General features: G+C 66.3%; 23 protein-coding genes and 1 pseudogene. 10 read left to right on the forward strand and 14 right to left on the reverse strand.

Annotated elements, in window-relative coordinates; genetic code table 11:
• Positions 1–6: 6 nt before the first annotated feature.
• The 3 genes from hemQ to hemE are packed head-to-tail and all read right to left on the reverse strand — an operon-like array spanning position 7 to position 3,150.
• Entirely contained in the window at positions 7–702 is a 696-nt protein-coding gene (gene hemQ, locus M1248_RS23520; protein WP_163685864.1) for a hydrogen peroxide-dependent heme synthase, read from the reverse strand.
• Between the two features lie 25 nt (positions 703–727).
• The gene (locus M1248_RS23525; protein ID WP_163726748.1) at positions 728–2,104 is read right to left on the reverse strand and encodes a protoporphyrinogen oxidase; all 1,377 of its coding nucleotides are present in this window, start codon (positions 2,102–2,104) and stop codon (positions 728–730) included.
• Positions 2,101–3,150, reverse strand: coding sequence for a uroporphyrinogen decarboxylase (gene hemE / locus M1248_RS23530; RefSeq protein WP_317149879.1), 1,050 nt, complete (start codon positions 3,148–3,150; stop codon positions 2,101–2,103). Before hemE ends, M1248_RS23525 begins: the two co-directional genes overlap by 4 nt.
• 189 nt (positions 3,151–3,339) lie before the next feature.
• On the opposite strand from hemE, the gene M1248_RS23535 reads away from it, so the two are divergent.
• A complete protein-coding gene (locus M1248_RS23535; protein ID WP_163726742.1) occupies positions 3,340–3,924 on the forward strand; it encodes a DUF3000 domain-containing protein in 585 nt (194 codons plus the stop codon).
• A 3-nt stretch (positions 3,925–3,927) separates the two neighbouring features.
• Entirely contained in the window at positions 3,928–5,223 is a 1,296-nt protein-coding gene (locus M1248_RS23540; protein WP_163726738.1) for a ribonuclease D, read from the forward strand.
• On the opposite strand, the gene M1248_RS23545 is transcribed toward M1248_RS23540, so the two are convergent.
• Positions 5,216–6,124, reverse strand: coding sequence for an alpha/beta hydrolase (locus M1248_RS23545; RefSeq protein ID WP_317149880.1), 909 nt, complete (start codon positions 6,122–6,124; stop codon positions 5,216–5,218). The genes M1248_RS23540 and M1248_RS23545 overlap by 8 nt on opposite strands.
• Before the next feature lie 69 nt (positions 6,125–6,193).
• Here M1248_RS23545 and M1248_RS23550 point away from each other — a divergent pair, with 69 nt between their 5' ends.
• Positions 6,194–7,843 (forward strand): alkaline phosphatase D family protein, encoded by a 1,650-nt coding sequence (locus M1248_RS23550; protein WP_317149881.1) that lies wholly within the window; start codon positions 6,194–6,196, stop codon positions 7,841–7,843.
• Here M1248_RS23550 and dxs read toward each other — a convergent pair.
• Together dxs and nhaA are read right to left on the reverse strand one after the other, a co-directional pair.
• Positions 7,824–9,737: a 1-deoxy-D-xylulose-5-phosphate synthase gene (dxs, locus tag M1248_RS23555; protein ID WP_163726729.1), complete on the reverse strand. Its 1,914-nt coding sequence runs from the start codon at positions 9,735–9,737 to the stop codon at positions 7,824–7,826. The two genes, M1248_RS23550 and dxs, sit on opposite strands and share 20 nt — an antisense overlap.
• A 9-nt stretch (positions 9,738–9,746) precedes the next feature.
• Positions 9,747–11,093 (reverse strand): Na+/H+ antiporter NhaA, encoded by a 1,347-nt coding sequence (gene nhaA / locus M1248_RS23560; RefSeq protein WP_163726725.1) that lies wholly within the window; start codon positions 11,091–11,093, stop codon positions 9,747–9,749.
• Between the two features lie 204 nt (positions 11,094–11,297).
• On the opposite strand from nhaA, the gene M1248_RS23565 reads away from it, so the two are divergent.
• Positions 11,298–12,218: an ABC transporter ATP-binding protein gene (locus tag M1248_RS23565; protein WP_317149882.1), complete on the forward strand. Its 921-nt coding sequence runs from the start codon at positions 11,298–11,300 to the stop codon at positions 12,216–12,218.
• Positions 12,218–13,846, forward strand: coding sequence for a polyketide antibiotic transporter (locus tag M1248_RS23570; protein ID WP_317149883.1), 1,629 nt, complete (start codon positions 12,218–12,220; stop codon positions 13,844–13,846). The genes M1248_RS23565 and M1248_RS23570 overlap by 1 nt, the downstream gene beginning before the upstream one ends.
• A 21-nt stretch (positions 13,847–13,867) precedes the next feature.
• Here the strand turns inward: M1248_RS23570 and M1248_RS23575 are convergent.
• From M1248_RS23575 to M1248_RS23585, 3 genes and pseudogenes are all read right to left on the reverse strand, one after another.
• A pseudogene (locus M1248_RS23575) lies at positions 13,868–14,611 on the reverse strand (ABC transporter permease).
• 7 nt (positions 14,612–14,618) lie between these two features.
• On the reverse strand, positions 14,619–15,332 hold the full coding sequence (locus tag M1248_RS23580) for a fluoroquinolone transporter permease (protein WP_163726713.1): 714 nt from the start codon (positions 15,330–15,332) through the stop codon (positions 14,619–14,621).
• A complete protein-coding gene (locus M1248_RS23585) occupies positions 15,329–16,234 on the reverse strand; it encodes an ABC transporter ATP-binding protein (RefSeq protein ID WP_317149884.1) in 906 nt (301 codons plus the stop codon). The genes M1248_RS23580 and M1248_RS23585 overlap by 4 nt, the downstream gene beginning before the upstream one ends.
• Positions 16,235–16,346: 112 nt before the next feature.
• On the opposite strand from M1248_RS23585, the gene M1248_RS23590 reads away from it, so the two are divergent.
• Positions 16,347–16,793 carry a GbsR/MarR family transcriptional regulator gene (locus M1248_RS23590; protein WP_317149885.1) on the forward strand — a complete coding sequence of 149 codons (447 nt, stop codon included), beginning with the start codon at positions 16,347–16,349 and terminating at the stop codon, positions 16,791–16,793.
• 39 nt (positions 16,794–16,832) lie between these two features.
• Positions 16,833–17,294 carry a hypothetical protein gene (locus tag M1248_RS23595; protein ID WP_317149886.1) on the forward strand — a complete coding sequence of 154 codons (462 nt, stop codon included), beginning with the start codon at positions 16,833–16,835 and terminating at the stop codon, positions 17,292–17,294.
• Between the two features lie 51 nt (positions 17,295–17,345).
• Here the strand turns inward: M1248_RS23595 and M1248_RS23600 are convergent, their stop codons facing one another.
• Complete coding sequence (locus tag M1248_RS23600; protein ID WP_317149887.1) at positions 17,346–18,587, reverse strand: class I SAM-dependent RNA methyltransferase; 1,242 nt, start codon at positions 18,585–18,587, stop codon at positions 17,346–17,348.
• The gene (locus tag M1248_RS23605) at positions 18,584–20,581 is read right to left on the reverse strand and encodes an APC family permease (protein WP_317149888.1); all 1,998 of its coding nucleotides are present in this window, start codon (positions 20,579–20,581) and stop codon (positions 18,584–18,586) included. Before M1248_RS23605 ends, M1248_RS23600 begins: the two co-directional genes overlap by 4 nt.
• 76 nt (positions 20,582–20,657) lie before the next feature.
• On the opposite strand from M1248_RS23605, the gene M1248_RS23610 reads away from it, so the two are divergent.
• Together M1248_RS23610 and M1248_RS23615 are read left to right on the forward strand one after the other, a co-directional pair.
• Positions 20,658–21,332: a potassium channel family protein gene (locus M1248_RS23610; RefSeq protein WP_163726698.1), complete on the forward strand. Its 675-nt coding sequence runs from the start codon at positions 20,658–20,660 to the stop codon at positions 21,330–21,332.
• Positions 21,329–21,994 (forward strand): potassium channel family protein, encoded by a 666-nt coding sequence (locus tag M1248_RS23615; RefSeq protein WP_163726695.1) that lies wholly within the window; start codon positions 21,329–21,331, stop codon positions 21,992–21,994. The genes M1248_RS23610 and M1248_RS23615 overlap by 4 nt, the downstream gene beginning before the upstream one ends.
• Here M1248_RS23615 and M1248_RS23620 read toward each other — a convergent pair.
• The 3 genes from M1248_RS23620 to M1248_RS23630 are packed head-to-tail and all read right to left on the reverse strand — an operon-like array spanning position 21,975 to position 24,527.
• On the reverse strand, positions 21,975–23,462 hold the full coding sequence (locus M1248_RS23620; RefSeq protein WP_317149889.1) for an MFS transporter: 1,488 nt from the start codon (positions 23,460–23,462) through the stop codon (positions 21,975–21,977). The two genes, M1248_RS23615 and M1248_RS23620, sit on opposite strands and share 20 nt — an antisense overlap.
• A complete protein-coding gene (locus tag M1248_RS23625) occupies positions 23,446–24,159 on the reverse strand; it encodes a DUF3159 domain-containing protein (protein WP_174262012.1) in 714 nt (237 codons plus the stop codon). Before M1248_RS23625 ends, M1248_RS23620 begins: the two co-directional genes overlap by 17 nt.
• The gene (locus M1248_RS23630) at positions 24,156–24,527 is read right to left on the reverse strand and encodes an OB-fold nucleic acid binding domain-containing protein (protein WP_163726689.1); all 372 of its coding nucleotides are present in this window, start codon (positions 24,525–24,527) and stop codon (positions 24,156–24,158) included. Before M1248_RS23630 ends, M1248_RS23625 begins: the two co-directional genes overlap by 4 nt.
• Before the next feature lie 136 nt (positions 24,528–24,663).
• Here M1248_RS23630 and M1248_RS23635 point away from each other — a divergent pair, with 136 nt between their 5' ends.
• Positions 24,664–25,362, forward strand: coding sequence for an alpha/beta hydrolase (locus tag M1248_RS23635; RefSeq protein ID WP_163726686.1), 699 nt, complete (start codon positions 24,664–24,666; stop codon positions 25,360–25,362).
• The last annotated feature ends 18 nt before the right edge of the window (positions 25,363–25,380 follow it).

The following is a 25,380-nucleotide window of genomic DNA, read 5'->3' on the forward strand; positions in this document are numbered from 1 at the left end:
AGCCGGTTACGGGAGTCTGGTGACCAACTCTTCCACGCTCACCCGCGGGCCGGTGAAGAACGGGGTCTCTTCGCGAGTGTGCCGGCGGGCGTCGGTCGCGCGCAATTCACGCATCAGGTCGACGATGCGATACAGCTCGGGCGCCTCGAACGCCAGGATCCATTCGTAGTCCCCCAGCGCGAAAGCGGGCACCGTGTTCGCGCGGACGTCCTTGTACTCCCGCGCGGCCATGCCGTGTTCGGCCAGCATCTTGCGACGCTCGTCGTCGGGCAGTAGGTACCACTCCAGCGACCGCACGAACGGATAGACACACACGTACGCGCCGGGATCCTCGCCGGCCAGGAATGCCGGAATGTGGCTCTTGTTGAATTCGGCGGGCCGATGCAACGCGACGCTGCTCCACACGGGATCGCTCGCTCGACCCAACGTGGTCGTGCGGCGAAAATCCGAGTAGGTGGCCTGCAACGCCTCGACGGTCTCGGCGTGAGTCCAGAACATGAAATCGGCGTCGGCCCGCATGCCCGCGATGTCATAGATTCCACGCACCACGACACCCTTGTCTTCCTGCTGTTTGAGGAAGGTCGCCGTCTCGTCGACGATGCCCGCGCGCTCGTCGCCCAATTCGCCCGGCTCCACAGAGAACACCGAGAACATCAGGTAGCGGACAGTCGAGTTGAGCGCGTCGTAGTCGAGCTTGGCCATGAGACCTATCGTGCCACGCCCGGGCTCAGGCTTTATTCGTCGCTCTTGCGACGGTGACCAGCGACGCAGCCGCCTTGGTTGCCGCGCCCACACACGCAGGCACGCCGATGCCGTCCAGATAAGCGCCCGCGACGGCCAAGGTCGGCGGGAGGCCGGCCCGCAGCTCGGCGATCAGTGCGCCGTGCCCGGGCCCGTACTGCGGCATCGCGTCGATCCACCGCTGGACGTGACAGTCCTCGGGATCCGTAGTCACCCCGAACACCGTGGCCAGATCCTGCCCCGCCCACGCCAGCAGCTCTTCGTCACCCGCGCTTCGGGCCAGATCGTCGCCGAACCTGCCGTACGACAAACGCACCAGCTCGACGTTGCCGCGCCGGCCCCACTTCTGCGTCGACAGGGTTATCGCCTTGGCGCGCAACCGTTCTCCCCCGGCCACCAACACCCCGGACTGTTGCGGCACCGGCGTGCCACCAGGCAGTGCCAACGCCACCAGCGCACTCGACGCCACCCCGATACGTCGTGCCGCCGCGGCGGTGCGCGGAGCGACGCCCTCGGCAAGGCGGGCGAGCCGCGGTGCGGGTACGGCCAACACCGCCGCGTCGGCGTGGTGGCGCACGCCCTCGTCGTCGACGATTTCCCAGCCGCGCGGCGATCGGTCGACCCGCTCGATGGTGACCTGAAGCCAGTGGACACCCGCGCGCCGGACGAGCTCGTCGACCAGCACCGCGTAGCCGCCCTCGATCGCCCCGAACACCGAGCCCGTCGCCACCGACGGACCCGACGCCGCCAGCGCGTCACGCACCGCGTCCGTCAGACTGCGCGCTCCGCGGTCCAGCGCCGCCGTCAGCGCCGGCAGGGCCGAACGGACGCCGATGGTGGCCGACGACCCCGCGTACACACCTGCCAGCAGGGGATCTACCGAGCGGGCCACCACCTGGTCCCCGAAGCGGTCCCCGACCAACTCGGCGACCGAGGGGTCGGCGCCGGGACGCCAGCGCAGCGGCCGTGCTCGTTCGTCGCGAATTTGGGCCAGCGTCGCGTCGTCCACGAGCCCGGCCAGCGCGCCCGGATGCGCCGGAATGCCCTGCAGCGTGCCGGTCGGCAAGGGATGCAGACGTCCCTGGCTGTAGATCAGCGGCCGCGCCCCCGTGGTGCCGATCTGTCTTGCGCTCAGACCCAGCTCGGCCAGCAGTGCCGGCACCTCGGGACGGCGGGCGACGAACGCCTCCGCGCCGACGTCCATCAGCTGGCCGCCGATCCGCTCGGTACGTAGCACGCCGCCGAGTCGGTCGGCCGGGTCGAACAGCGTTATCGACGCGTCAGGGCCCGCCGCCACTCGCAGCCGGTAAGCGGCGACAAGACCTGAGATACCGCCGCCGACAACGCAATACGACATGCTCACAGCGAATGCACCAACGAGACCAGTTCTGTGATCACACCGGGGTCGGTGGGCGGCAGCACGCCGTGGCCGAGATTGAAGATGTGGCCGGTGGCTCCGGCGTCGATCGCGCGACGGGCGTCCTCGACGACGGCTCGCGCCGCCCGTTCGACGACGGGCCAGCCCGCCAGCAGCACGACCGGATCAAGGTTTCCCTGCAGCGCCGTATTGGGCGGAACGCGTGTCGCGGCGTCGGCCAGCGAGGTACGCCAGTCGACGCCGACGACGGTGGCTCCGGCCTCTCCCATCGCGCCGAGCAGTTCGGCGGTGCCCACCCCGAAGTGGGTCATCGGCACACCGGCGTCCGCGAGGGTCGAGAACACCCGTGAGCTGTGCGGCAGCACGTAGGTGCGGTAGTCGGCCAGCGAGAGCGTCCCGGCCCACGAATCGAACAGCTGGATGGCATCCACACCGGCGCTGACCTGCGTCTGCAGGAAGGCGATGGTCACGTCGGTCAGCGCCGTCATCAGCGCGTGCCAGGTGTCGGATTCGCCGAGCATCATCGCCTTGGTGCGCTCGTGGTTACGGCTCGGGCCACCCTCGACGAGATAGGACGCCAGCGTGAACGGCGCTCCCGCGAAGCCGATGAGCGGCACGTCACCGAGCTCGGCGGTCAGCTGCATGATGGCGTCGGCCACTGGTGCGACCTGCTGTGATTCAAGCGGTTTGATCGCGTTGACGTCGCCGATGGTGCGCACCGGGTGCTCGATCACCGGTCCGACGTCGGGCACGATGTCGAGCTCGATGCCCGCGGCCCGCAGCGGCACGACGATGTCGGAGAACAGGATCGCGGCGTCCACGCCGTGCCTGCGAATCGGCTGCAGGGTGATCTCGGTGATCAGGTCTTTGTCGAAGCAGGCCTGCATCATCGTGTTCTTCGCCCGCAGCGCCCGGTACTCGGGCAGCGAACGTCCGGCCTGCCGCATGAACCACACCGGCACGCGGCTCGGCTTGCGGCCTGAAGCGGCGGCGAGATAGGGCGAGTCGGGCAGGTCGCGGCGGGTAGTCATCGTGTCCAATGCTGCCATGTGCGCCCCGCAACACCCCAATTCGCGCTCCGGCGACCCCCACTTCGCTCTGTGGACAGGTAGGGCCCTGGGTGGGCGCAGCAAACAACGCCTGACCACGGGAGATCCCCTCACCGGGCGAAATCGGCGCGCCTGCGCACACACCTGGCCAAATGGGGCTAGCTTCGAACGGTGACCACCGCCGCCGAACCGGCTCAATTTCGCGAAGCGGTGGCGGCGATGAATGCCACCACCGTCCGCGCGGAGATCGAGCTCGGCCCGATTCGCCCGCCTCAGCGGCTGGCGCCGTACAGCTATGCGCTGGGCGCGGAGGTCCGCCATCCCGAGACGGCCATCGTTCCGGAGCGCTCCGAGGGCGACGCGTTCGGACGGTTGATCCTGCTGCACGACCCTGAGGGCGCCGAAGCGTGGGATGGCACGATGCGTCTCGTGGCGTATATCCAGGCGGACCTGGACTCCAGTGAAGCCGTCGACCCGCTGCTGCCCGAAGTGGCGTGGAGCTGGCTCGTCGACGCCCTGGAATCGCGGGCCGAACACGTCACCGCACTGGGCGGCACCGTCACCGCGACGACGTCGGTGCGCTACGGCGACATCTCCGGTCCCCCGCGCGCCCACCAGCTGGAACTGCGGGCGTCGTGGACGGCGACCACCCTGGAGTTGGGACCACATGTCGAAGCGTTCTGCGAGGTGCTCGAGCACGCCGCCGGCCTGCCGCCGTCAGGTGTCACCGACTTGAGCTCCCGCACGCGCGCCTGACGCATGGCCGACCCCCAAGAGGCCGGCCCCGAGACGGGCTCGGAGGATGAGCCGGAAGCCACACCGCTGCTGGCGCCGCGCGACGGCGTCCCCGCCCTGTCCGTCAGCGCACGCGATATCGAAAAAGCCGCTGAGCTCTTGGCATCCGGCGAAGGGCCTTTCGCTGTCGACGCCGAACGCGCCTCAGGCTTTCGCTACTCGAATCGCGCCTACCTGATCCAGATTCGTCGGGCCGGTGCGGGCACGGTGCTGATCGACCCCGTCAACCACGGCGGTGATCCCGTCGCCACGCTGGCTCCGGTCGCGAAGGTGCTGGCCACCGATGAGTGGGTGCTGCACGCGGCTGATCAGGACCTGCCCTGTCTTGCCGAGATCGGTATGCGGCCGACGAAGCTCTACGACACCGAACTCGGAGGCCGCCTCGCCGGCTACGACAAGGTGAACCTCGCCACGATGGTGCAGAAGCTCCTCGGCCTGCAGTTGACGAAGGGCCACGGCGCTGCGGACTGGTCGCAGCGGCCGCTGCCGGACGAATGGTTGAACTACGCGGCGCTCGACGTCGAAGTGCTGCTCGACCTGCGCCACGCGATCGCCGCTGTTCTCCAGGAGCAGCACAAATCCGACTGGGCCGCAGAGGAGTTCGAATATCTGCGGACGATCGAGGCCATGCCGACGCGCCGGGACCGCTGGCGGCGCACGTCGGGCATCCACAAGATCCGTGACGCACGCGCGCTGGCGGCGGTCCGCGAGCTGTGGACGACGCGCGATCACATCGCGCAGCGCCGTGACATTGCGCCGGGACGCATCCTGCCCGACGCGGCGATCGTCAATGCCGCCACCGCCGACCCGGATACGGTCGAAAAGCTCACCGCACTTCCGGTTTTCGGGGGCTCACGGCAACGACGAATGGCTCATGTTTGGCTGGAGGCGCTCGCGCGTGCACGAACCACCGACGACCCACCGACGTCGCAGGAACCGTCCACCGGTCCCCCACCTGCATCACGATGGGCGCGCCGCAAGCCCGAAGCCGCAGTCCGGTTGGAGGCGGCACGGTCTGGCATCACCGAACTGTCCCAGCGCATTTCGGTGCCCACCGAAAACGTCATCACCCCGGAGATCGTGCGGCGGTTGTGCTGGGATTGGCAGCCGTTGCCGTCACGGGAGGCGACCGAGGCGGCGATCGACGGTTTCCTGCGCGAGGCTGGGGCACGGCGGTGGCAGCGCGAGCTCGTCGACCCCGTGCTCGCGGACGCGCTGTACCCCGACCCCGCCACATCTGACGGCGAGGCGACTAGCTGACGCGGTCGACGTGGGCCAGGAAGTGCTTCAGCACCGCGTCGGGGGCTTCGATCTGCGGCCAGTGACCTATGTCGTCGGCGAGCATCACCACGTCGGCGTCGGGGATGACCTCGGCATACCGGCGAGCCATGTGGGCACCGGAATTAGGGTCGATGGGCCCGTCGATGAGCCGCATCGGCACCGCGGTCTCACGCATGGCGCGCACCCAACGATTGCGGTGGGTGTACCGGTCGGCCAGGAATCGTCCGACCTTGTGCATCACCCGCTTGCCGTCGTTGTATTCGAGAATCTCGTGGAATCGGTTCATCAACTCGCGTGAGGGCTTGGTGTTGGGGCCGAACATCTCGTTGATCGTCGGCTCCACGATGCGTCGCGACAGCGGGCTGCCCTGCAACGGACTCATCAGATCGCCGAGCGGTGTCCCGGACATCAGCTTCTGCATGGTGCGCGGTGTGTAGGTCTCGTTGAACATTCCGCCGTTGAGCCAGGTGATCGACTGGTAGCGCAGCGATCCATACGCATGCTGACCGAACTCGCTGCGGGCCAACAACTCCTGGCCGACAGAGTCGCCGAGGTCGTGCGCGAGCATGTGGCAGACCTCGACGTTCAAATGGTCGAGCAATGCCTCATGCATGTCTACGTGATCATGCACCGAGTAGCCGTAGGCGACGGGTTTGGCCGAGAAGCCCATACCGATCATGTCGGGTGCGATGACGGTGAACCGCTCGACCAATGCGGGCCAGATCAGCGACCAATCCGATGAGTTGAACGGGTAGCCGTGAATCGCCAGCAGGACGGGTGCCTGGCCAATCGGCGGCCCGTCGACCCGGTAGAAGATATCGAAGCCCAGATAGTCGAAGTGCCGGCCGGCAGCCTTCCAGCGTTCGAGTTCAGCATCCATGACCAGACTCTGTCACGAGCCTGTCGTGACTTCAGGACGCGGCCCGCGAGGTGCCCTAATGTCGACTTGGTGAGCTTGCTCCTCGGACCGACGCTGCGGCACGTCGCTGATACGACCGCATTGGTGTGGGTGCAGACCGAAAGCGCGGGCACTGTTCAGGTTTTGGGGCATTCGGCAAACACGTTCGAAGTGCAGGGACACCACTTCGCACTGGTCACCGTGACCGGACTCGACCCCGACAGCGTGACCGAGTACCAGGTGACGTTCAACGGGGAGACGGTATGGCCGCTCACCGACCCGGCCTTCGCGAAATTTCCACCCAGCGTCATCCGGACCCGGGGCCCCGACACGGCGCACCGGTTGCGCGCGATCTTCGGGTCGTGCCGCTACCCGAAGACTGAGGTCAAGAAGGTCGAGAAAAAACTCAAGCACGACGCGCTGGACTCCTACGCAAAACGGATGCGCGATCTGCCCATCGACAAGTGGCCCGATGCGCTGATCCTGCTCGGCGACCAGCTCTACGCCGACGAGCTTCCGCCCGACGAGGTGCGCCGGGTGGCAGGCCGCAGGCGCAACCGGCACGGCAACCGGCCGCCCGATGAGGTCGTCACCTTCGCCGAGTACGAGCGGCTGTACCGGCATTCGTGGGGCGACCCGGAGATCCGGTGGCTGATGTCGACCGTGCCGACGGCGATGATCTTCGACGACCACGACATCCGCGACGACTGGAACACCTCGAAGGCATGGCGCGCGCAGATGGCAGGCCTGGAATGGTGGCACGACCGAATCCGCGCGGGTCTGGCGTCTTATTGGGTGTACCAGCACCTCGGCAATTTGAGCCCGCACGAGCTGGCGGACAACGACGACTACCAGCAGTTGCTGGCCATCAAGGGCGATACCTGGCCACACCTGGCCGAAGTGGCCGACAAAGCCGACCGCGAGGTCGATAGCAACAAGGGCGTCCGGTTCAGCTATCGGTGGGACCTCGGGCGGACCCGGCTGATCATGATCGACTCCCGCAACGGCCGAATTCTGGATTCCGGCGAGCGCATGATGATCGGCGAGAAGGAGTTCCGCTGGGTCGAGTCGAAAGCCGAGGAGAATCCAGAGACACTCGACCACCTGTTGCTCGCGTCGTCGGTGCCGTGGTTGATGCCCCCGGCGATCGGCGATCTTGAGACGCTCAACGAGCAGGCGACCGAACGTGACGGCTGGCGCGGAAAGCTCGGCGAAAAGCTCAGGCAGGCAGGCGATTTCGAGCATTGGCCAGCGTTCTACAAGTCACTGGTGCGCCTCGGCGAGATGATCGCGCGGATCGCCAATCATCCCGATGGGCCGTCCACGATCAGCATCCTGTCCGGCGACGTGCACCACAGCTATGCCGCCCGCGCCGAGGTCGACGGCGTATCACCCGACGGGTCCACCGTGCATCAGCTGGTGTGTTCGCCCGTGCATAACTACGTACCGCTGTTCGTCAAGCCTGCCTTCCTCCTTGGCTGGACGAAGCCCGCGGCCGCCCTGACCCGCTGGTGGGTGCGGCGTTCCGGCGTGCCATCGCCGCCAGTGGCCTGGACTAACGTCTGCGGCCCGCTGTTCGGGAATACCATCGCAACCGTCGAGGTCGACGGCCGGAGCGCCCAGGTCTTTTTCGAGCAGCCAAGCGAGACCGACGCGTTGCAGGAAGTGGGCCGGGTACCGCTCAATCGAGCTGGCGGCTGACTTCGGCCTCGGAGACCGCGGACCCCTGAGCCGCCACCCAGCCGGTGATCTGGCGGGCGATGTTGCGGTCCGTCAGTCCGACGTCGGCGAGCACCTCACCGCGCGATGCGTGTGCGAAGAACTCCTGAGGCAACCCGGCGTCGCGGCAGGGCACGTCGATCTCTGCCCGGCGCAGCGCCGCCGACACCGCCGAACCGATACCACCCTGCACGCCGTTGTCCTCGATGGTGACCACCAGCTTGTGCGCGGCCGCCAGCTCACCAAGGGCAGCGGGCACCGGAAGGACCCACCGCGGGTCCACGACAGTGACCCCGATGCCCTGGTTGCGCAGCCGCTCGGCGACCGTCAACGCCATCGCCGCAAATGGGCCGACGGCCACGATCAGCACGTCGTCGGACAGGCCGTCGGCCGGGACCGCGAGCACGTCGATGCCGCCACGGCGCTCGACGGCCGTAATGTCTTCGCCGACATCACCTTTCGGGAACCGAATGGCGGTCGGCCCGTCCTTGATGTTGAGTGCTTCGCCGAGTTCCTCACGCAGACGCGCGCCGTCGCGCGGGGCGGCCACCCGCATGCCCGGGACGATGCCCAGCATGGACAGGTCCCAGATGCCGTTGTGGCTGGCGCCGTCCGGACCGGTGACGCCGGAGCGATCCAGAACCATCGTGACGGGCAGCTTGTGCAGCGCGACATCCATCATGACCTGGTCGAACGCCCGGTTGAGGAACGTCGAGTAGATCGCCACGACCGGGTGCATGCCGCCCATCGCCAGACCGGCGGCCGACGTCATCGCATGCTGTTCGGCGATGCCGACGTCGAAGAATCGGTCGGGGAACCGTTTCCGGAAATCGGTCAGACCGGTCGGGCCGGGCATCGCGGCGGTGATGGCCACGATGTCGCGCCGCCGGGCGGCATAGCCGATGAGTGCTTCAGAGAACGCCGACGTCCACCCGGGACCGGGCACGGATGTCGCCAGCCCTGTCTCGGGGTCGATGACACCGCAGGAGTGCATCTGGTCGGCTTCGTCGTTCTCGGCCGGGGCGTATCCCATGCCCTTGCGGGTGACCACGTGCACGATCACCGGCGCGTTGAAGCCGCGCGCATGCCGCAGCGCGGACTCGACCGCGTGCTCGTCGTGGCCGTCGATCGGGCCGACGTACTTGAGGCCGAGATCGGTGAACATCACCTGCGGCGAGAGCGCGTCCTTGATGCCGGCCTTGATGCTGTGCATGCACTGGTAGCAGATCTCGCCGATGATCGGCACCTTCTGGACGGCCTTGCGGCCCTCCTCGAGCACGCGCTCGTACCCGGGCTGCAGGCGAAGTCCGGCCATGTGCTCGGCGAAGCCGCCGATCGTGGGCGCGTAGCTGCGGCCGTTGTCGTTGACGATGATCACGACAGGGCGCCGGGACGCGGCGATGTTGTTCAGCGCCTCCCAGCACATGCCGCCGGTGAGTGCGCCGTCGCCGACGACGGCGACCACGTGACGGTTGCGATGCCCCGACAGCTCGAAGGCCTTGGCCAGGCCGTCGGCATACGACAATGCGGCGCTGGCGTGGCTGGATTCGACCCAGTCATGCTCGCTCTCGCTGCGCGATGGGTAGCCCGACAGGCCGCCCTTCTTGCGCAGTGAGTCGAAATCACGGATGCGGCCCGTCAACATCTTGTGCACGTAGGACTGGTGTCCGGTGTCGAAGATGATCGGATCGTGCGGCGAGTCGAACACCCGATGCAGCGCAAGCGTAAGCTCGACGACGCCGAGGTTCGGGCCGAGGTGTCCGCCGGTTGCAGCGACCTTGTGAATCAGGAATTCGCGGATTTCCTGCGCCAGTTCACTCATCTGTGACTGGGTCAAGTGCTGCAGATCAGCGGGGCCGCGGATCTGTTCAAGCATCCCGTCAGTCTACGCACCAGGTTCGGTGCGGTCCTGCCGAGACTCGTAGACATCGGGCACACCGTCAAGATCGGCGTCGGCGGTTTCGATCTCGTGGATGCGCCGATATTGCCTGTTCCGCAGCCGCAACAGCACCGCTGCCACCACGGCGGCGCACACCGACCCGGTCAGCACGCCCATCTTGACGACTTCGTCACGATGCGATCCCAAGCCGTACGCGAGGTCACCTATCAGCAGCGAAACCGTGAACCCGATGCCCGCCAGCATCGAGATGCCGAGCACGTCGATCCACCGCAGCGCAGAGTCGAGGGTGGCGCGGGTCACTGCGGCCAGCACCCTGGTCGTCAGGAAGATGCCGACGGGCTTGCCCACGACGAGTCCGAGCACGATGCCCAAGGCGATCGGGTCGCTCAACGCAGTGATCAGTCCGTTGAATCCACCGACTGACACCCCGGCGGCGAAGAACGCGAAAACGGGCACTGCGACACCTGCCGACAACGGGCGCAGTTTGTGCTCGAAATGCTCGGCCAATCCCGGGCCCGCGTCAGGACCACCGGCCGCAGCTGAGCGCACCACCGGCACCGTGAAGCCGAGCAGCACGCCGGCCACTGTGGCATGCACACCGGACTCGTGCATCAGCACCCAGGTGGCCGCAGCGAGCGGCACCAGCAGCCACCATGAATCGACCCGCCGCTGCACACACAGCGCGAAAAGCGCCAGCGGTACAGCTGACAGGCCCAGCGCCCAGATCTTGATGTCTTCGGTGTAGAAAACGGCGATCACCGTTACTGCCAAGAGATCGTCGACCACCGCGAGTGTCAACAAGAAGGTACGAAGCGCAGACGGCAGGTGTGTCGAGATGACGGCGAGTACAGCAACTGCGAACGCGATGTCGGTCGCGGTCGGGATCGCCCAACCCCGTGTCGCGCCATCGCCGACATGGGCGGTCACCGCGATGAAGATCAGCGCCGGCGCCACCATTCCCCCGACGGCGGCGGCGATCGGCAGGGCGGCACGGCTCGGGTCGCGCAGATCACCCGCGACGAACTCGCGTTTGAGTTCCAGTCCGACGATGAAGAAGAAGATCGCGAGCAGCCCGTCGGCGGCCCACTCGCCCAGCGTCAGGTTCAAATGGAGACCCAGCGGTTCACCGCCGATCTCCAGATCTCGAAGCCCGAAGTAACTCGCCGACCACGGCGAATTGGCCCATATCAACGCGATGGCCGAGGCCACCAGCAGGATCGCCCCGCCGACGGTTTCCTTGCGAAGAATGGACGTGACGCGGCTGGTTTCCGCCCACGAGCCCCGTGAGAACAGCGCTCCGCGTGGGAAGCGACGAAGTGGATCGGTGCTCAAGTATTCGCCTAATCGGTAGTCGCCGGTCGCTGAAGGAATCGCCGACCAGACTTCCCGGCACACCTGAAACCACCCTATGCCATTCGCCCGAAAGCGTCGTCGCCAGACAACCTGGTGCGTGAGCCTGCGCGCGAGTAGATTCCTCACCAGGAGTGCCGGGAAGTCTGGTCGGCTGCCAGCTGACCGACCGTGAAAGGGCCTCCGATGTATCCCACGTCATCCGCGCCTGCGCGCGCCGAGTGCGACGACGCCATTCGAACCGAGGGACTGACCAAACGATTCGGGTCACTCGTTGCTGTCGACGACCTGAGACTGACCGTCGCACGAGGGGAAGTGTTCGGCTTCCTCGGCCCGAACGGCGCGGGCAAGTCCACCACAATTCGCATGCTGCTCGGACTGATCCGGCCCACCGCCGGCACCGCCATGATCTTCGACTACCGCGCCGACGACGTCCGCCGCGCCCACCGCCACCTCGCGTACGTCCCTGCCGATGTCGCCTTGTGGCCGACGATGACCGGCGCGGAGATCCTCGAGGTGACCGGCAACGTGGGCCCCGGGGTCGACCTCGAGTACCGAGCTGAACTGGTGGCACGCTTCGCCTTGGACTTGGACCTGCGGGCCAAGAACTATTCCAGCGGGAACCGGCAGAAGGTCGCGATCGTGTCCGCCTTCGCCACCCAGGCTCCTTTGTTGGTGCTCGACGAACCGACCAGCGGCCTCGATCCCTTGATGGAGCGTGAGTTTCGGCGCTGTGTCCTCGAGGCGCGTGAACGTGGCCAAACGGTGTTCCTGAGTTCGCACCAACTGGCCGAAGTCGAAGCGCTCTGCGACAGGGTCACCATCTTGCGAGCCGGCCGGCTCGTCGAGATCGACACGATCGGCGAGTTGCGTCGGCTGCGCCGAACCCGCATCGAAGTGACCTACCGCGACGCCGAGCCGAGCCCCATGGACGTGCCCGGCATCACCGATCTCGAGCGACTCGGAGAAAAACACCTGCGCTTCAACGTGTCTGGCTCACCAACGCCGGCGTTGCGAGCCCTCGCCGCGGTCGACGTCACGACGGTCGCGATGCACGAGCCCACGCTGGAAGAGATTTTCCTCGACTACTACGGCGAGGCGTCGTGATGGCCGCAACCCTCGCCGCGCGCCACGCGCTCGCCCGGCGGGTGCCGGCCGGGCGAGCCGTCACCCGGCTCGCGGCCCGACAAGTGCGACGTGGCACGCTGCTCGTCGCCGCAGTGTGCGCAGGGATGTCGACGTTGGTCGCCGCCCAGTACCAGTCCACCTTCCGCGGTGAGTTGAGTCAAAGCGCACTGCGAGCGCTGGCCGAAAACCCAGCCATACGAGTTCTTTTCGGCGCGCCGGTGGCGCTGGACGATCCGGGCGGGTTCACGGTGTGGCGGACAGGTACACCGGTGCTCGTGCTCGCCGGTGTGTGGATCATGCTGACGGCCGTCCGAATCACCCGCGGCGAGGAAGACGCCGGGCGCTGGGATCTTCTGCTTTCCGGACCGATCCGGACCGTAGAGGTCGTGCGTCGCTACCTGATAGCGCTGACCGGTTCGGCCACGGTCATCAGTGCAGGGGTCGGCCTCGGGTTGATGGCCGCCGGTACCGACGCTTTCGGCGCCATTTTGTACGCGGCGTGCGTTCTCGGTGTGACGCTGACATTTGCTTCCGTCGGGTTGGTGGCCGCTCAGGTGATGCCGAACCGGCCGTCCGCAGTCGGACTCTCAGTGGGGTTCCTCGGTGCCGCATTGTTGGTTCGGATGCTCTCCGACGGAGTCGCGGCATTCGCATGGTCCGCCTGGCTCAGCCCATTCGGTCTCGTCGCACGCGTGGCGCCCTACGCCGAGAACCGGATTGCCCCCTTGCTGGTGTTGGCGTGCTATCCCGTCGCGTTCGCGGTTGGCGCCACCCACGCAGCGAGCCGCCGCGACGTTGGTACCGGACTGTTGACTCTCTCGACGCGACGCCCGCCGCGCACCAGCCTGTTGGGTTCGATCAACGGTTTCGCCGCGCGGCGCGCCCTGCGTCCCACGGTCGGGTGGGCTGCGGGAGTCGGCGCCTACTTCCTGATCATCGGCGCGGTGATCGCTTCCATACTGGACTTCTTCGAGCAAAACCCTCGGTTCGCGGAATTGGCCGCCGCTGCGGGTTTCGCGGGTCTGAACTCGGCGGAGGGTTTCGCTGCGGCTTTGTTCAGCCTGATGACCATCGCGACCGGGTTGTACTGCGTAACGCGGCTCGCAGCATTCGTAGGTGACGAACGGGCGCGCCGGTGGACCGTGTTGTTCGCCTCGCCGTTGTCTCGCGAGCGCCTGCTGGGCACGGAGATAGCGGTTACCGCAGTGGGATTGGTCTCGTTGCACCTCGTCGCAGCAGCCGCCATGTGGAGCGGCGCGGCGCTGACCGGCGCCCCACTGCGTATCGGCGATGCACTCGCGGGAGCTCTCAACACCGCCCCGGTTGGGTGGCTGGCGCTCGGCGCGGCAGCCCTGGCCGTCGGCTGGCTCCCGTCGACGGTGGGTGCTATCGGCGCGCTACCTGTGGTCGGGGGGTTTCTGCTCAACGTCATCGCCGACAGCATGCAGGCCCCCGCGTGGGTGCTGGACATCTCTCCATACGTGCATATCGCGGCGGTGCCGTCGGTCTCACCCGACATTCCGGCGACAATTGCGTTCCTGGTTGTGGGTGGAGCGCTTACCGGATTGGGGATCGCGGCCTACCGCCTCCGCGATTTGACCTCCTGAGTTGGCATTCACATCTCGTCGTCATGTGTTCTTGGCGACGAATCGCCGGAACAGTAACCAGGCAACCGCGAGGTTGTAGACCGTACCGGCGACCAGGTATGGTCACCACGTGCCGTGCTCGCTGGCGACCCAGAACGCCTTCGCCGCCCAATACGGCGGCAGCACACCGAAAGCCAGATTCCAGGCCGAATCGATGAACCACGGAAGGCACGGCAACCCGGCGATCAACATGCCAAGGCCGCGCAGCATGGCGATGCCCTGAATCTTGTTGGCAGCGAGGGCAACGATCAGCAACAGGGTGACGACCGCCGACAATCCGGCCAGCAGCCCGATCGGAACAAGGGCGGGAACGAGACCTGGTTCGAGTATTCCGCTGAACGACAACGTCGCCACCACATATACGGTCGTCAACGCCATGACGGTGCCCGCACGGTAGGCGAAGAATGTCGACAACCGCACCGGGGTCACCCGCAGCACGGTCATCGTGCCTGCGTCGACCTCGTCGAGCACAAGGAAGGCGCCGAGTCCGCCCGTGATGATGATGCTCGTCAGCAGCAGGAAGCCGGTGAGAACGAGTGGATAGTAGGGAACCAGATCGAAGTCGTATCGTGCCGCTAACATGTCGGTGAACAACGGGACCAGGATGACGACTCCGACAGTCCAGATGACGGGCGCCAGAACGATCATGACCAACAGCGGATCACGGTAGGTTCCACGAATGTCGTTGCGGCCGAACGCCGCAAGCGCCTTCACTGACGTTGTCATCAAGTCATCACATACCTCCCGATCTTGCCACGACGTAGTGGCCGAACAGCGCCCTGGCTACCAAGAACAGCACCACCAAACCTGCGAGTGGATACAGCACGGCATAGGCCACCTGCCACGGGGCCAGTGTCACTTGATCGAACGCCTCCCCCAGCAGCAGCAGCGGCCCCAACGTAGGGATCAGGTAAAGCACCGGACTCACCCACACCCCGGAGAAATACAGCACTGGGAGGCCCGTCATCACTGCCAGAGGGCCGGTCGCCGACATGAACCAATCGCTGACCGAAGAGAACGGGAGCGACGTGATGAATCCGACGAGCAGCATCAACAAGGTGCCGAGCACCAGACCGGTCAGCAGAGGGAGTGGCCGATAGGCGAATCCGTGGGCGGCCGACACTACGATGAGCGCTACGAGAACTGAAACACCCAACAGCACAGCGAGTTTCACGCACAGGTACTCCCAGAACCGCAACGGTGTCGAGATGACGGCACCGAGGGTGCGCTCCTGCTTCTCGAAAAACACCGAACCTCCGATGAAGAAGAACCCGATGATCGCGATGTCGCCCAACAAAATGTATGGCTCAGCAATCGGACGCAGGGCGTGCGACATGGGCAGCAACACTGCCAGCCAGATGAGCCCGGAGAAGACCGCCGCATGCAGAAACTTCTGCCTGACTTGAAGCGTAACCTCGAGCCGCAACGCACTCGTGAGCCGTTTCATGCCAGTTGCCTTCCGGTGGTCTCGACGAAGACGTCGTCCAGGGTGGCCTCGCGGCTGTGAATGGTTTCGACGTGGTGATCTCGCAGCACAGCGTGAAACGCGGGGTCGTCGGCCAGGCCGTCCATGGCGAACTCGGCGGCCTCCAGACTGCCGTTCTCCCCGCGGAACTGGACTCGGACCCGTCGTTGACTGCGGGCGATCTTCAGTTCGGCCGGCGTGTCCATGGCGACAATTCGGCCATCGACCACGAAGGCGACTCTGTCGCAGAGCTCGTCGGCGGTGGCCATGTCATGCGTCGTGAGGAAGACAGTGCGGCCCCGCGCCTTTAGACCAAGAATCATGTCCTTGACTTTGCGCGCGTTCACCGGATCAAGACCGGAAGTGGGCTCGTCGAGGAAAAGTAGGTCCGGGTCGTTGATCAACGATCTGATGAACGTCAGACGCATCTGCATTCCCTTGGAGTACTTGCCAACTCGGGTGTCAGCGTCGTCGGCGAGACCCACTGCGCCGAGAAGTTCCATCGGATCCAGCGTGTCGCCGTCGTAGAGCGAGGCGAAGAATCTCAGGTTCTCCAGGCCGGTGAGCTTCTGATAGTGATTCGGCAACTCGAACGAGACGCCGATGCGCTGGTAATAGTCCGGACCCCATGTCAGCGGGCCCTGACCCCACACCGCTGCCTCGCCGCCGTGCCCGCGAAGCAACCCGATGAGTAGCTTTTGCGTGGTCGACTTGCCGGCACCACTGGGACCGAGAAATCCGAAGATCTCGCCTCGTCCCACCGAGAAGTCCATGCCGCGCACTGCCGGCTGTGTCGATTTCGGATAGGCGAAGGTCAAACCGCGGACGCGGATCACCTCAGCAGTGGTGGACGGCGGCGTGGCCGCCGGGGCGACACTCTCCATGGACGGTCTCCTCTGGGTACGCGAATACCAGTTCCGACCAGACTTCCCGGAGCGCCGTCGCTGACTATACTGACTTTTCAGAAATCTTTGAAGACTCTGACCGGAGATTGTTATGGCCTCGGATCCCCAGGAGACCGCCGAGCAGCTCGCGCTCGTTCTCAGCTCACACGGTCTGCAGCGGATGACCGCGCGAGTTCTAGCATCGTTGCTGTTCACCGAGGATCCGGCCATGACCATGGGCGACCTCGCCGAACAGCTGCAGGCCAGCACAGGCGCGATCTCGGGAGCTCTCAAGATGCTCAGCTCCGTAGGACTTGTGGAGCGAGTGCCGGCGCCGGGAAGCCGGCGGGACCACTACCGGCTGCGCGATGACGCGTGGGCCGTCCAATATACGAATCAGAACGAAGTGACGACCGCCGTCCTGAAGGCGGCCGAGGCAGGGATCGCGGCCACATCCGAGGACGGCCTCGCCCATCAACGTCTCACTCAGATGCGCGACTTCTATGCATTCCTATTGGATGAGATTCCGGCGCTGCTCGACCGCTGGCGGCAGCGGTAGACGTCTGCCGGGCGATGACGTCGGATACCTTTGAGCGTCATGATCATCGAACGACAGAGCCTTGTCGATGCGCCCGTCGACCGGGTGTGGGCCCGCGTGGTCACACCCGAGGGCATCAATGACGAACTACGGCCGTGGATGACGATGTCGATGCCGCGCGGCGCGAAAGACCTCACCGTGGACACCGTGCCCCTCGGAACCCCGGTCGGCCGCTGCTGGATGCGACTGTTCGGCGTGTTGCCGTTCGACTACGACGACCTGATGATCGCTGAATTATGGCCAGGCCGCGGTTTCGACGAGCAGTCGACGATGCTGTCCATGCGCAGCTGGCGGCACGAACGCATGCTGGAGCCCGATGACGACGCGAAAACCGTTGTGCGCGATCGTCTCACCTTCGAGCTACGCACTCCCCTGCGTGTGCTGACGCCGGTGATCGGCGCCGGGATTCGCGCGCTGTTCGGGCATCGACAGCGACGGCTGCAGCGGCACTTCGACAGCTGACCGGCTCGCGCCGATCGCCCTGAGCACTGGGCCCACGCGCAGCCGGGGAAGTCAACGCGTCAGCACGGCGACGCACTCGATGTGATGAGTCAACGGAAACGAATCGAACACCCGCAGATCTTCGACGGCATATCCGTGGCCTCGGTACAGCCCGATGTCGCGGGCGAACGAGGCGGCCTCACAACCGATGTGGATCACTCTCGGCACCTCGGCGTCGGCCAGCAGGTCGATCACCTCGCGACCGGCTCCCGTTCTCGGCGGGTCCAGCACCGCGACGTCGGGCCTCCCCCGCTGACCGGTCAGCGCCCTTCTCACGGAGTCGGTGACGACGGAAACCCACCCCAGGTCGGCAAGCGCCGCGCGCGCCGAGCGTGACGCCCCGCGCGACGTGTCGACGGTGAGGACCTTCCCGGTGTCACCGACGGCGCGCGCCAGCGTCGCCGCGAAAATCCCTGCCCCACCGTATAGATCCCATGCCGTCATGCCCGGGCGCAGTTGCGCCCATTCGGTCACCAGCTCGCTGTAGACCCGCGGAGCATCGCGGTGCGCCTGCCAGAACGCGGTCACCGGTACCCGCCACACGCGGTCCCCGACGCGCTGCACCGCCTCGTATTCGCCTTCGATGACGTGCGTGGTGGACTTGCGGCCCTCCCGCGGACCCGACTGCACGACGTGGCGGTCACCGTCGTCGTCGACCGCCACGTGCACGTGGGCACCGTGCGGCCAGACCCAGTCGTTGACGCCGTCGAGCATGCCCGCCGGCAGCTGCGCACAATCGAGATCGGTGACCAGCTCGGCGCTGTGGTAGCGGTGAAATCCCGCCTTGCCCCGCGCGGAGGTGTCCAATCGCACTCGGGTTCGCCAGCCGGTGGCCCCGCCCTCGCCCACCTGCTCGGCCACCGCGTCGCCCTCGTCACGCCATGCGTATCCGCCCAACCGCTCCAGCTGATTGGCGACCACCGCACCCTTCAGCCGCCGCGCCGCCGCCGGATCGGCGAATGCCAGATCGCAACAACCGGCACCGTCCACCCCGGCGATCGGGCAGATCGGGTCGACCCGGTCGGCGGACGGTTCGATGACCTCGACAACGTCGGCGTGCCAATATGATCCGCGATCCGAGGCGCCGTCTCTGATCCGGACGCGGACCGTCTCACCGGGCAACGCATAGCGCACGAACACCACCCGCCCGTCGTGGCGCGCGACACAACTGCCGCCGTTGGCAGGTGGCCCCACGGTCAAGGTGAGTTCGGACGACGAGCCGGGCGACCCGTCGACCTTTCCGTCGCCGCTCAATCCAAAAAGCCCCTGCGTGCGTCGCCAGGAGCGGACTGTGGCGCGAGCGTTTTCAGGCGCTCCGACGAACTCAATTGCCATGGAACCGATGTCACCATCACGTTCGGCTCGAACAACAGCCTGCCCTTGAGCCGCAGCGCGCTCTGGTTGTGCAGCACCTGCTCCCACCAGTGGCCCACCACGTACTCGGGAATGAACACCGTCACGACGGTGCGCGGCGACTCCTTGCTGACCCGCTTGACGTAGTCGAGCACCGGGCGGGTGATCTCTCGGTATGGCGAGGCGATCACCTTCAACGGCGTGCTGATGTCGCTGTCCTCCCATTTGTGCACCAGCGCACGGGTCTCAGCGTCATCGACGCTGACCGTGATCGCCTCGAGCACGTCGGGACGGGTGGCCCTGGCGTAGGCCAGCGCCCGCATGGTCGGCAGGTGCAGCTTGGACACCAGCACGATCGCATGGTTGCGGCTCGGCAACACCATGCCGTCGGCCTCTTCGGCCTCCTGCGCCTCCAGTTCGCGCGCCACGGTGTTGTAGTGCTTGTGAATGGCTTTCATGATCACAAACAACCCGCCCATCGCAAGAATGGCAATCCAGGCACCGACGAGGAACTTCGTCACCACGACGATGATCAGAACCGTTCCCGTGCAGAGCAACCCGATGGAGTTGATGATTCGGGAACGCTTCATCTTGGCACGGACGGCGGGCTCGGTCTCGGTGCGCAACAGCCGCGTCCAGTGGCGGACCATCCCAATCTGGCTGAGGGTGAAGGATACGAAGACCCCGACGATATACAGCTGGATGAGCGCTGTGACCTCGGCGCGGAACGCGACGATGAATGCGATTGCGGCGAGTGCGAGAAACAGGATGCCGTTGGAGAAGGCCAACCTATCGCCGCGGGTATGCAACTGGCGGGGCAGGAAACGGTCTTGCGCCAGTATCGATCCCAGCACCGGGAAGCCGTTGAATGCGGTGTTGGCCGCCAGGACCAGGATCAGCGCCGTGACGCCGGCAATCAGGTAGAGCCCAACGGGAAAATTGTGGAAGACCGCGTCGGCGAGCTGAGCAATGAGGGTCTTCTGGTCATAGTCGGGCGGTGCGCCGACGAGCTGTTCATGGGGGCGCTCAGCGATCTGCGCACCCGTCGCTTTGGCCAGCATGATGATGCCCATGAACAACGTGATGGCGATCGCGCCGAGCAGCGCCAGCGTCGTTGCCGCGTTGCGCGACTTCGGTTTCCGGAACGCCGGCACGCCGTTACTGATCGCCTCCACGCCGGTCAACGCGGCACTACCGGAGGAGAACGCCCGCGCGACAAGGAACACCAAGGCGAAACCGAGAATCTCGCCGTGCTCCGAATGCATTTCGAAGCCCGCCGACTCCGCTTGCAGCGGCCTGTCGAGAACATAGATTTGATAAAACCCCCAGCCCAACATGACGTACATGCCGAACATGAAGGCATAGGTGGGAATTGCGAACGCGGTGCCGGACTCCCGGATGCCACGCAGGTTGATCGACGCCAGCAGCAGGATCGCGATGACGGCGAACAACACCTTGTGCTGGCCGACGAACGGCACCGCCGACCCGATGTTCGACATCGCCGAGGCCATCGACACCGCCACCGTCAGTATGTAGTCCACCAGCAGCGCGCTCGCCACCGTCAGGCCCGCGGTCGGGCCGAGGTTCGTGGTGACCACCTCGTAGTCGCCGCCGCCCGACGGGTACGCGTGCACGTTCTGCCGGTAGCTGGCGATCACGATCATCATCACCGCCGCGACGGCCAGTCCGATCCAGGGCGCCATCGAGTAGGCCGCCAGGCCCGCGACCGAGAGCACCAGAAAGATCTCCTCCGGTGCATAGGCGACGGAGGACATGGCGTCGGAGGCGAACACCGGCAGGGCGATCCGCTTGGGCAGCAGGGTGTGCGACAGCTTGTCGCTGCGGAACGGACGGCCCAGAACCAGCCGCCGCGTGACGGTCGAAAGCTTTGACACGAGTGCCAAGGGTAAGCGCAGAGGTGAATGGTTGTAGCGTTCCGAGTGCGCAGGTTCGACCGGAAGGGACCAACAGGTGCGAGTAGTGGTGATGGGATGCGGCCGCGTCGGCGCTTCGCTGTCCGACAGTCTGGCCCGCATCGGCCATGACGTCGCGGTCATCGATCGGGACAGCACCGCGTTTCACCGACTGTCCCCGGACTTTCCGGGCGAGCGGGTGCTGGGCATGGGATTCGACCGTGACGTGCTGCTGCGGGCCGGTATCGAGGACGCGGGTGCGTTCGCCGCCGTGTCCTCCGGCGACAACTCCAACATCATCTCCGCGCGCGTGGCCCGCGAGACGTTCAGCGTCGAGCGCGTGGTCGCCCGCATCTACGACGCCAAACGCGCCGCCGTCTACGAGCGGCTGGGCATTCCCACGGTCGCCACCGTGCCGTGGACGACCGATCGGCTGCTCAACGTGCTGACCCGCGAAACCGAGACCACCAAGTGGCGCGATCCGTCGGGCAACGTCGGCGTGACCGAGCTGGCGCTGCATGAGGAATGGATGGGCCGACGCCTGACCGACCTCGAGAACGCCACCGGCGGCCGAGTCGCGTTCCTGATCCGCTTCGGCGAGGGCTACCTGCCCGACGCCAAGACCGTCGTCCAGGCGGGCGATCAGGTGTTCATGGCCGCCATCGCCGGACACATCGCCGAGGCGCTGGCCATCGCGGCGCTGCCGCCCAGCGAGGACGTCGAGGCGCAATGAGGGTCGCCATAGCAGGAGCAGGCGCGGTAGGGCGTTCGATCGCCAGGGAACTCGTCGACAGCCACGAGGTCACGCTGCTCGAACGCAACCCCGACCACATCGACGTCGACGCGATTCCCGCGGCCCAATGGCGTCTTGGCGACGCCTGCGAGCTGACCGTGCTGGAGTCGGTGACCCTGCAGGAATTCGACGTCGTGATCGCCGCCACCGGCGACGACAAGGTCAACGTGGTGGTCAGCCTGCTGGCCAAGACCGAGTTCGCCGTGCCGCGGGTGGTTGCCCGCGTCAACGACCCGCGCAACGAGTGGCTGTTCGACGAGAGTTGGGGCGTCGACGTAGCGGTGTCCACACCCCGGATGCTGGCCTCCCTGGTGGAGGAAGCCGTCGCCGTCGGCGATCTGGTGCGGCTGATGGAATTCCGCAAGGGCCAGGCGAACCTGGTGGAGATCACCCTGCCCGACGACACGCCGTGGGGCGGTAAACCCGTCAAGCGCCTCGAGCTGCCGCGCGACGCGACTCTGGTGACGATCCTGCGTGGTCCGCGGGTGATCGTGCCCGAGGGCGACGAGCCGCTGGAAGGCGGCGACGAGCTGCTGTTCGTCGCGGTCACCGAGGTCGAGGATCGACTGCAGGAGCTCCTGCTCAATCCTGAGGCGCGCTGACCGAACGCGGCGGGTATGCCGGCGGCGGGGTCGCCCGGTCGTAGCACGGAGCCGTCGACTCCGGCGAGAGGCGGCCGAGATCGCACTGGTCGTTGCGGATACCCACCGCCGAGATCACCGCGGCGAGCATGAAGAGTCCCGCCGTCACCAGCATGCCCTGCCGAAAACCTTCGAAATCGACTGTGCCGCCGATGATCACACCGGTGAACGCGATCGCGATCAGCCCCGAGATCCGCGACACCGCATTGTTGACCGCCGAGCCGATGCCGCTCTGCGCAGGATCGACGGCGGCCAGAATCGCCGCGGTGAGGGGCGACACGGTGATCGTCAGCCCAAGGCCGAACACCACCAGTCCGGGCAGCATGTGTGTCCAGAAGTCGAACGGCTCGGCCGCCCGGGACATCAGCAGATAGCCGATCGCCGCGATCAGCGGCCCGATCGCCATGAACAGTCGCGGACCGTGGAGCCCTGCCAGCATGCCGAACCGGCGCGCGAGCAGAAACGACAGCACCGGGACCGGCAGAGTGGCCAGTCCTGCCTCCGTCGCCGACAGGCCTGCGGTCTCCTGAAGGAACAGCCCGATGACGAGCATGCCGAGTGAGACGCCGGCGTAGAGGAACACCGTCGCAAGGTTTCCGACCGCGAAATTGCGGGCGGCGAAGATATGCAGCGGCATCATCGGATCGGGTGTTCGCCACTCCCACAACGGGAATGCAATCAAGCAGGCGGTTCCGACCACCAAGGCCACGACGACCGCTGGATGTGAGAAGCCCAAGCGCTGCCCCTCGATCAGGGCGTACACCACGCCCGTGAGTCCGACCGCGTTCAGCGCCGCTCCGACGACGTCGACGCGCGCCGACCGACTGGATGCGGTGAACTCCCCGGGGTGCAACCTGGTCGTGAGGTACAGCGTGATCGCCAACGGCACGAGGTTGACTCCGAAGATCCACCGCCAGTTCAGCGCGTCGACCAACACGCCACCGAGCAGTGGGCCGACCACAAAAGCCGTTCCGGTCCAAGCGGTCCAGGTTCCGATCGCGCGAGCCTGCGCCGACCCAGAGAAGCGAGCGTTGATCATCGCGAGCGAACTGGGCACCAGGAACGCTGCGCCGATGCCCTGCATGCAGCGAGCGGCGACGAGCACCCAGTCGGTGGGCGCCCACGCACACACCACCGAGGACACCGCGAAAATCATGAGGCCCGTCCGCAACACGGCCAGGCGGCCGTACTGGTCGGAGATGGCTCCCGCGACGAGGATCAGCGCGCCGAGGGTGAGCAGATACCCGTCCACCACCCACTGCTGCAGCGCCAGGCCGCCGCCGAAATCACGCTCGATGGCGGGCAGCGCCAGGTTGACCACGGACCCGTCGAGAAACGCGACGAACGACGCCAGCACCGCGACCGCGACGAGCGACCTATCGCTGTCGTCGGCGCGACTCGGGCTTGGATCGTCAGGCTGAGTGGGCATCCGGCTGCGTCACGCCCGGATTCTCGCGCTGCGTGCTATCCGGAACGACTTCGGCCTCTGAGGCTTCGGCGTGGATCGCGCGTTGTGCCGCCCGAATCGCCAGATAGGTCACCAGCGCCGCCACCGCCGTCAGCGGCCAGCCCATCGAGATGCGGGCGACGCCCAGCAGGCCTGTCTGATCGGCGTCGTAGAGGTGGTGCTGCACGACGAAGCGGGATGCGAAGACGAAGACCCACACCACCGTCGCGACGTCGAACGCGCGCACCGCCTTGCGCACGCTGCGCCAGTCGCGGTCGTGGTCGTTGACCCAGCCCCAGACGTAGCCGACGACGGGACGGCGGATCAGCACCGACAGGGCGAAGACGGACGCCCAGATCAACGATGACCAAATACCAAGCAGGAAATAGCCTTTGGACTCACCCATGAAGTAGGCGATTCCGGCGCAGACGCCAACGCCGATGAAGCCGGAGATCGCCGGCTGGGTCGACTCGCGCCGCACCAGCCGCCACACCAGGATGACGGCGGCGATGCCAAGGGCCGAGTAGACAGCCGCGGTGAGCCCGAAGAACTGCGATACCGGAACGAATGCCAAGACCGGCAGGGAGGAGTAGATCAGTCCGCTGACGCCGCCCATTTGCTCGAGGACGGCGTGTGCCTTGCTGGAACGCTTCCCCGGTTCGGTTCCGGGGTCACTCACTTTTGGATCTCGTAGTGCGGGTTGTAGATCGCCTTGGTGCCGTTGTCCAATTTGCCGACCCGGCCGTGGACCTTGAGAGTGCGACCCGATTCGATGCCGGGGATCCGGCGCTGGCCGAGCCAGACCAGCATCACGGTGTCGGTGCCGTCGAACATCTCGGCTTTGACACCTCCCGCGCAGCCCTTGCCGTTGCATTCGACGCTGCGCAGGGTGCCGATCATCGTGACTTCCTGGCCGCGTTGACAGTCGATGGCTTTGGAGGCGCCGGTGTTGGCCGCTTCGTCAGTCAGCTCGTCGACGTCGAGCTGTTCCGGGGCTTCAGTCAGCCGCCGGGTCAGTCGGCGTAGATACCCTTCGGCCGTAGCCATGGCGTCTCCTGAACGTTCTGCAGATCTACCGTTGATCTATACCCCGAACAACGCCACGGTAGACCTCTTGGTTCCGATCTGCCACGCAAGGTGGGGCGACGCGCCGATCAGGCAGTTCGCAGGGCACGATCGTGTGATGAGCGTCATTCTCCGCGGCGTCACGACGATTCTGCTGCCCGGCACCGGATCCGATGACGACTTCGTCTACCGGGCGTTCTCGGATGCCCTGCACGGCGAGGGCGCAGTCGTGGTCACCCCCAAGCCGCAACCGCAGCGATTGATCGACGGGTACCGCGAGGCGTTCGACAACGCGGCGCGCACGGCCCCGATCGCCGTCGGCGGAGTGTCCATCGGCGCCGCGGTCGCCGCCGCCTGGGCACTTGCTCATCCCGGCCGCGCGGTAGCGGTCCTCGCCGCCCTGCCGGCCTGGACGGGCGCCCCCGACACAGCGCCGGCAGCGATAGCTGCACGCCATTCCGCGAGTGTGCTGCGACGCGACGGGTTGGCCTCGGCCACCGCTCAGATGCGCGCGGGCAGCCCGCAGTGGCTGGCCGACGAGTTGACCCGCTCGTGGGTCGGCCAGTGGCCCGGACTGCCCGATGCGATGGACGCCGCGGCGGCCTACGTCGCGCCGACGTGCAGCGAGTTGGAGAAGCTGGCGGTCCCCATGGGGATTGCCGCGGCGACGGACGATCCAGTGCACCCCGTCGAGGTGGGCGTCGAGTGGATGACGGCGGCTCCGCGCGCTTCGTTGCACACGATCACGCTCGACGAGTTGGGCGCCGACCCCGCGGTGCTGGGCGCGGCCTGCGTGTCCGCGCTGCTGGAGGCGTGACTCTTTGCGAATCGGGCG

Source organism: Mycobacterium sp. 29Ha, from assembly GCF_032883055.1.
Lineage (GTDB): Bacteria > Actinomycetota > Actinomycetes > Mycobacteriales > Mycobacteriaceae > Mycobacterium > Mycobacterium gallinarum.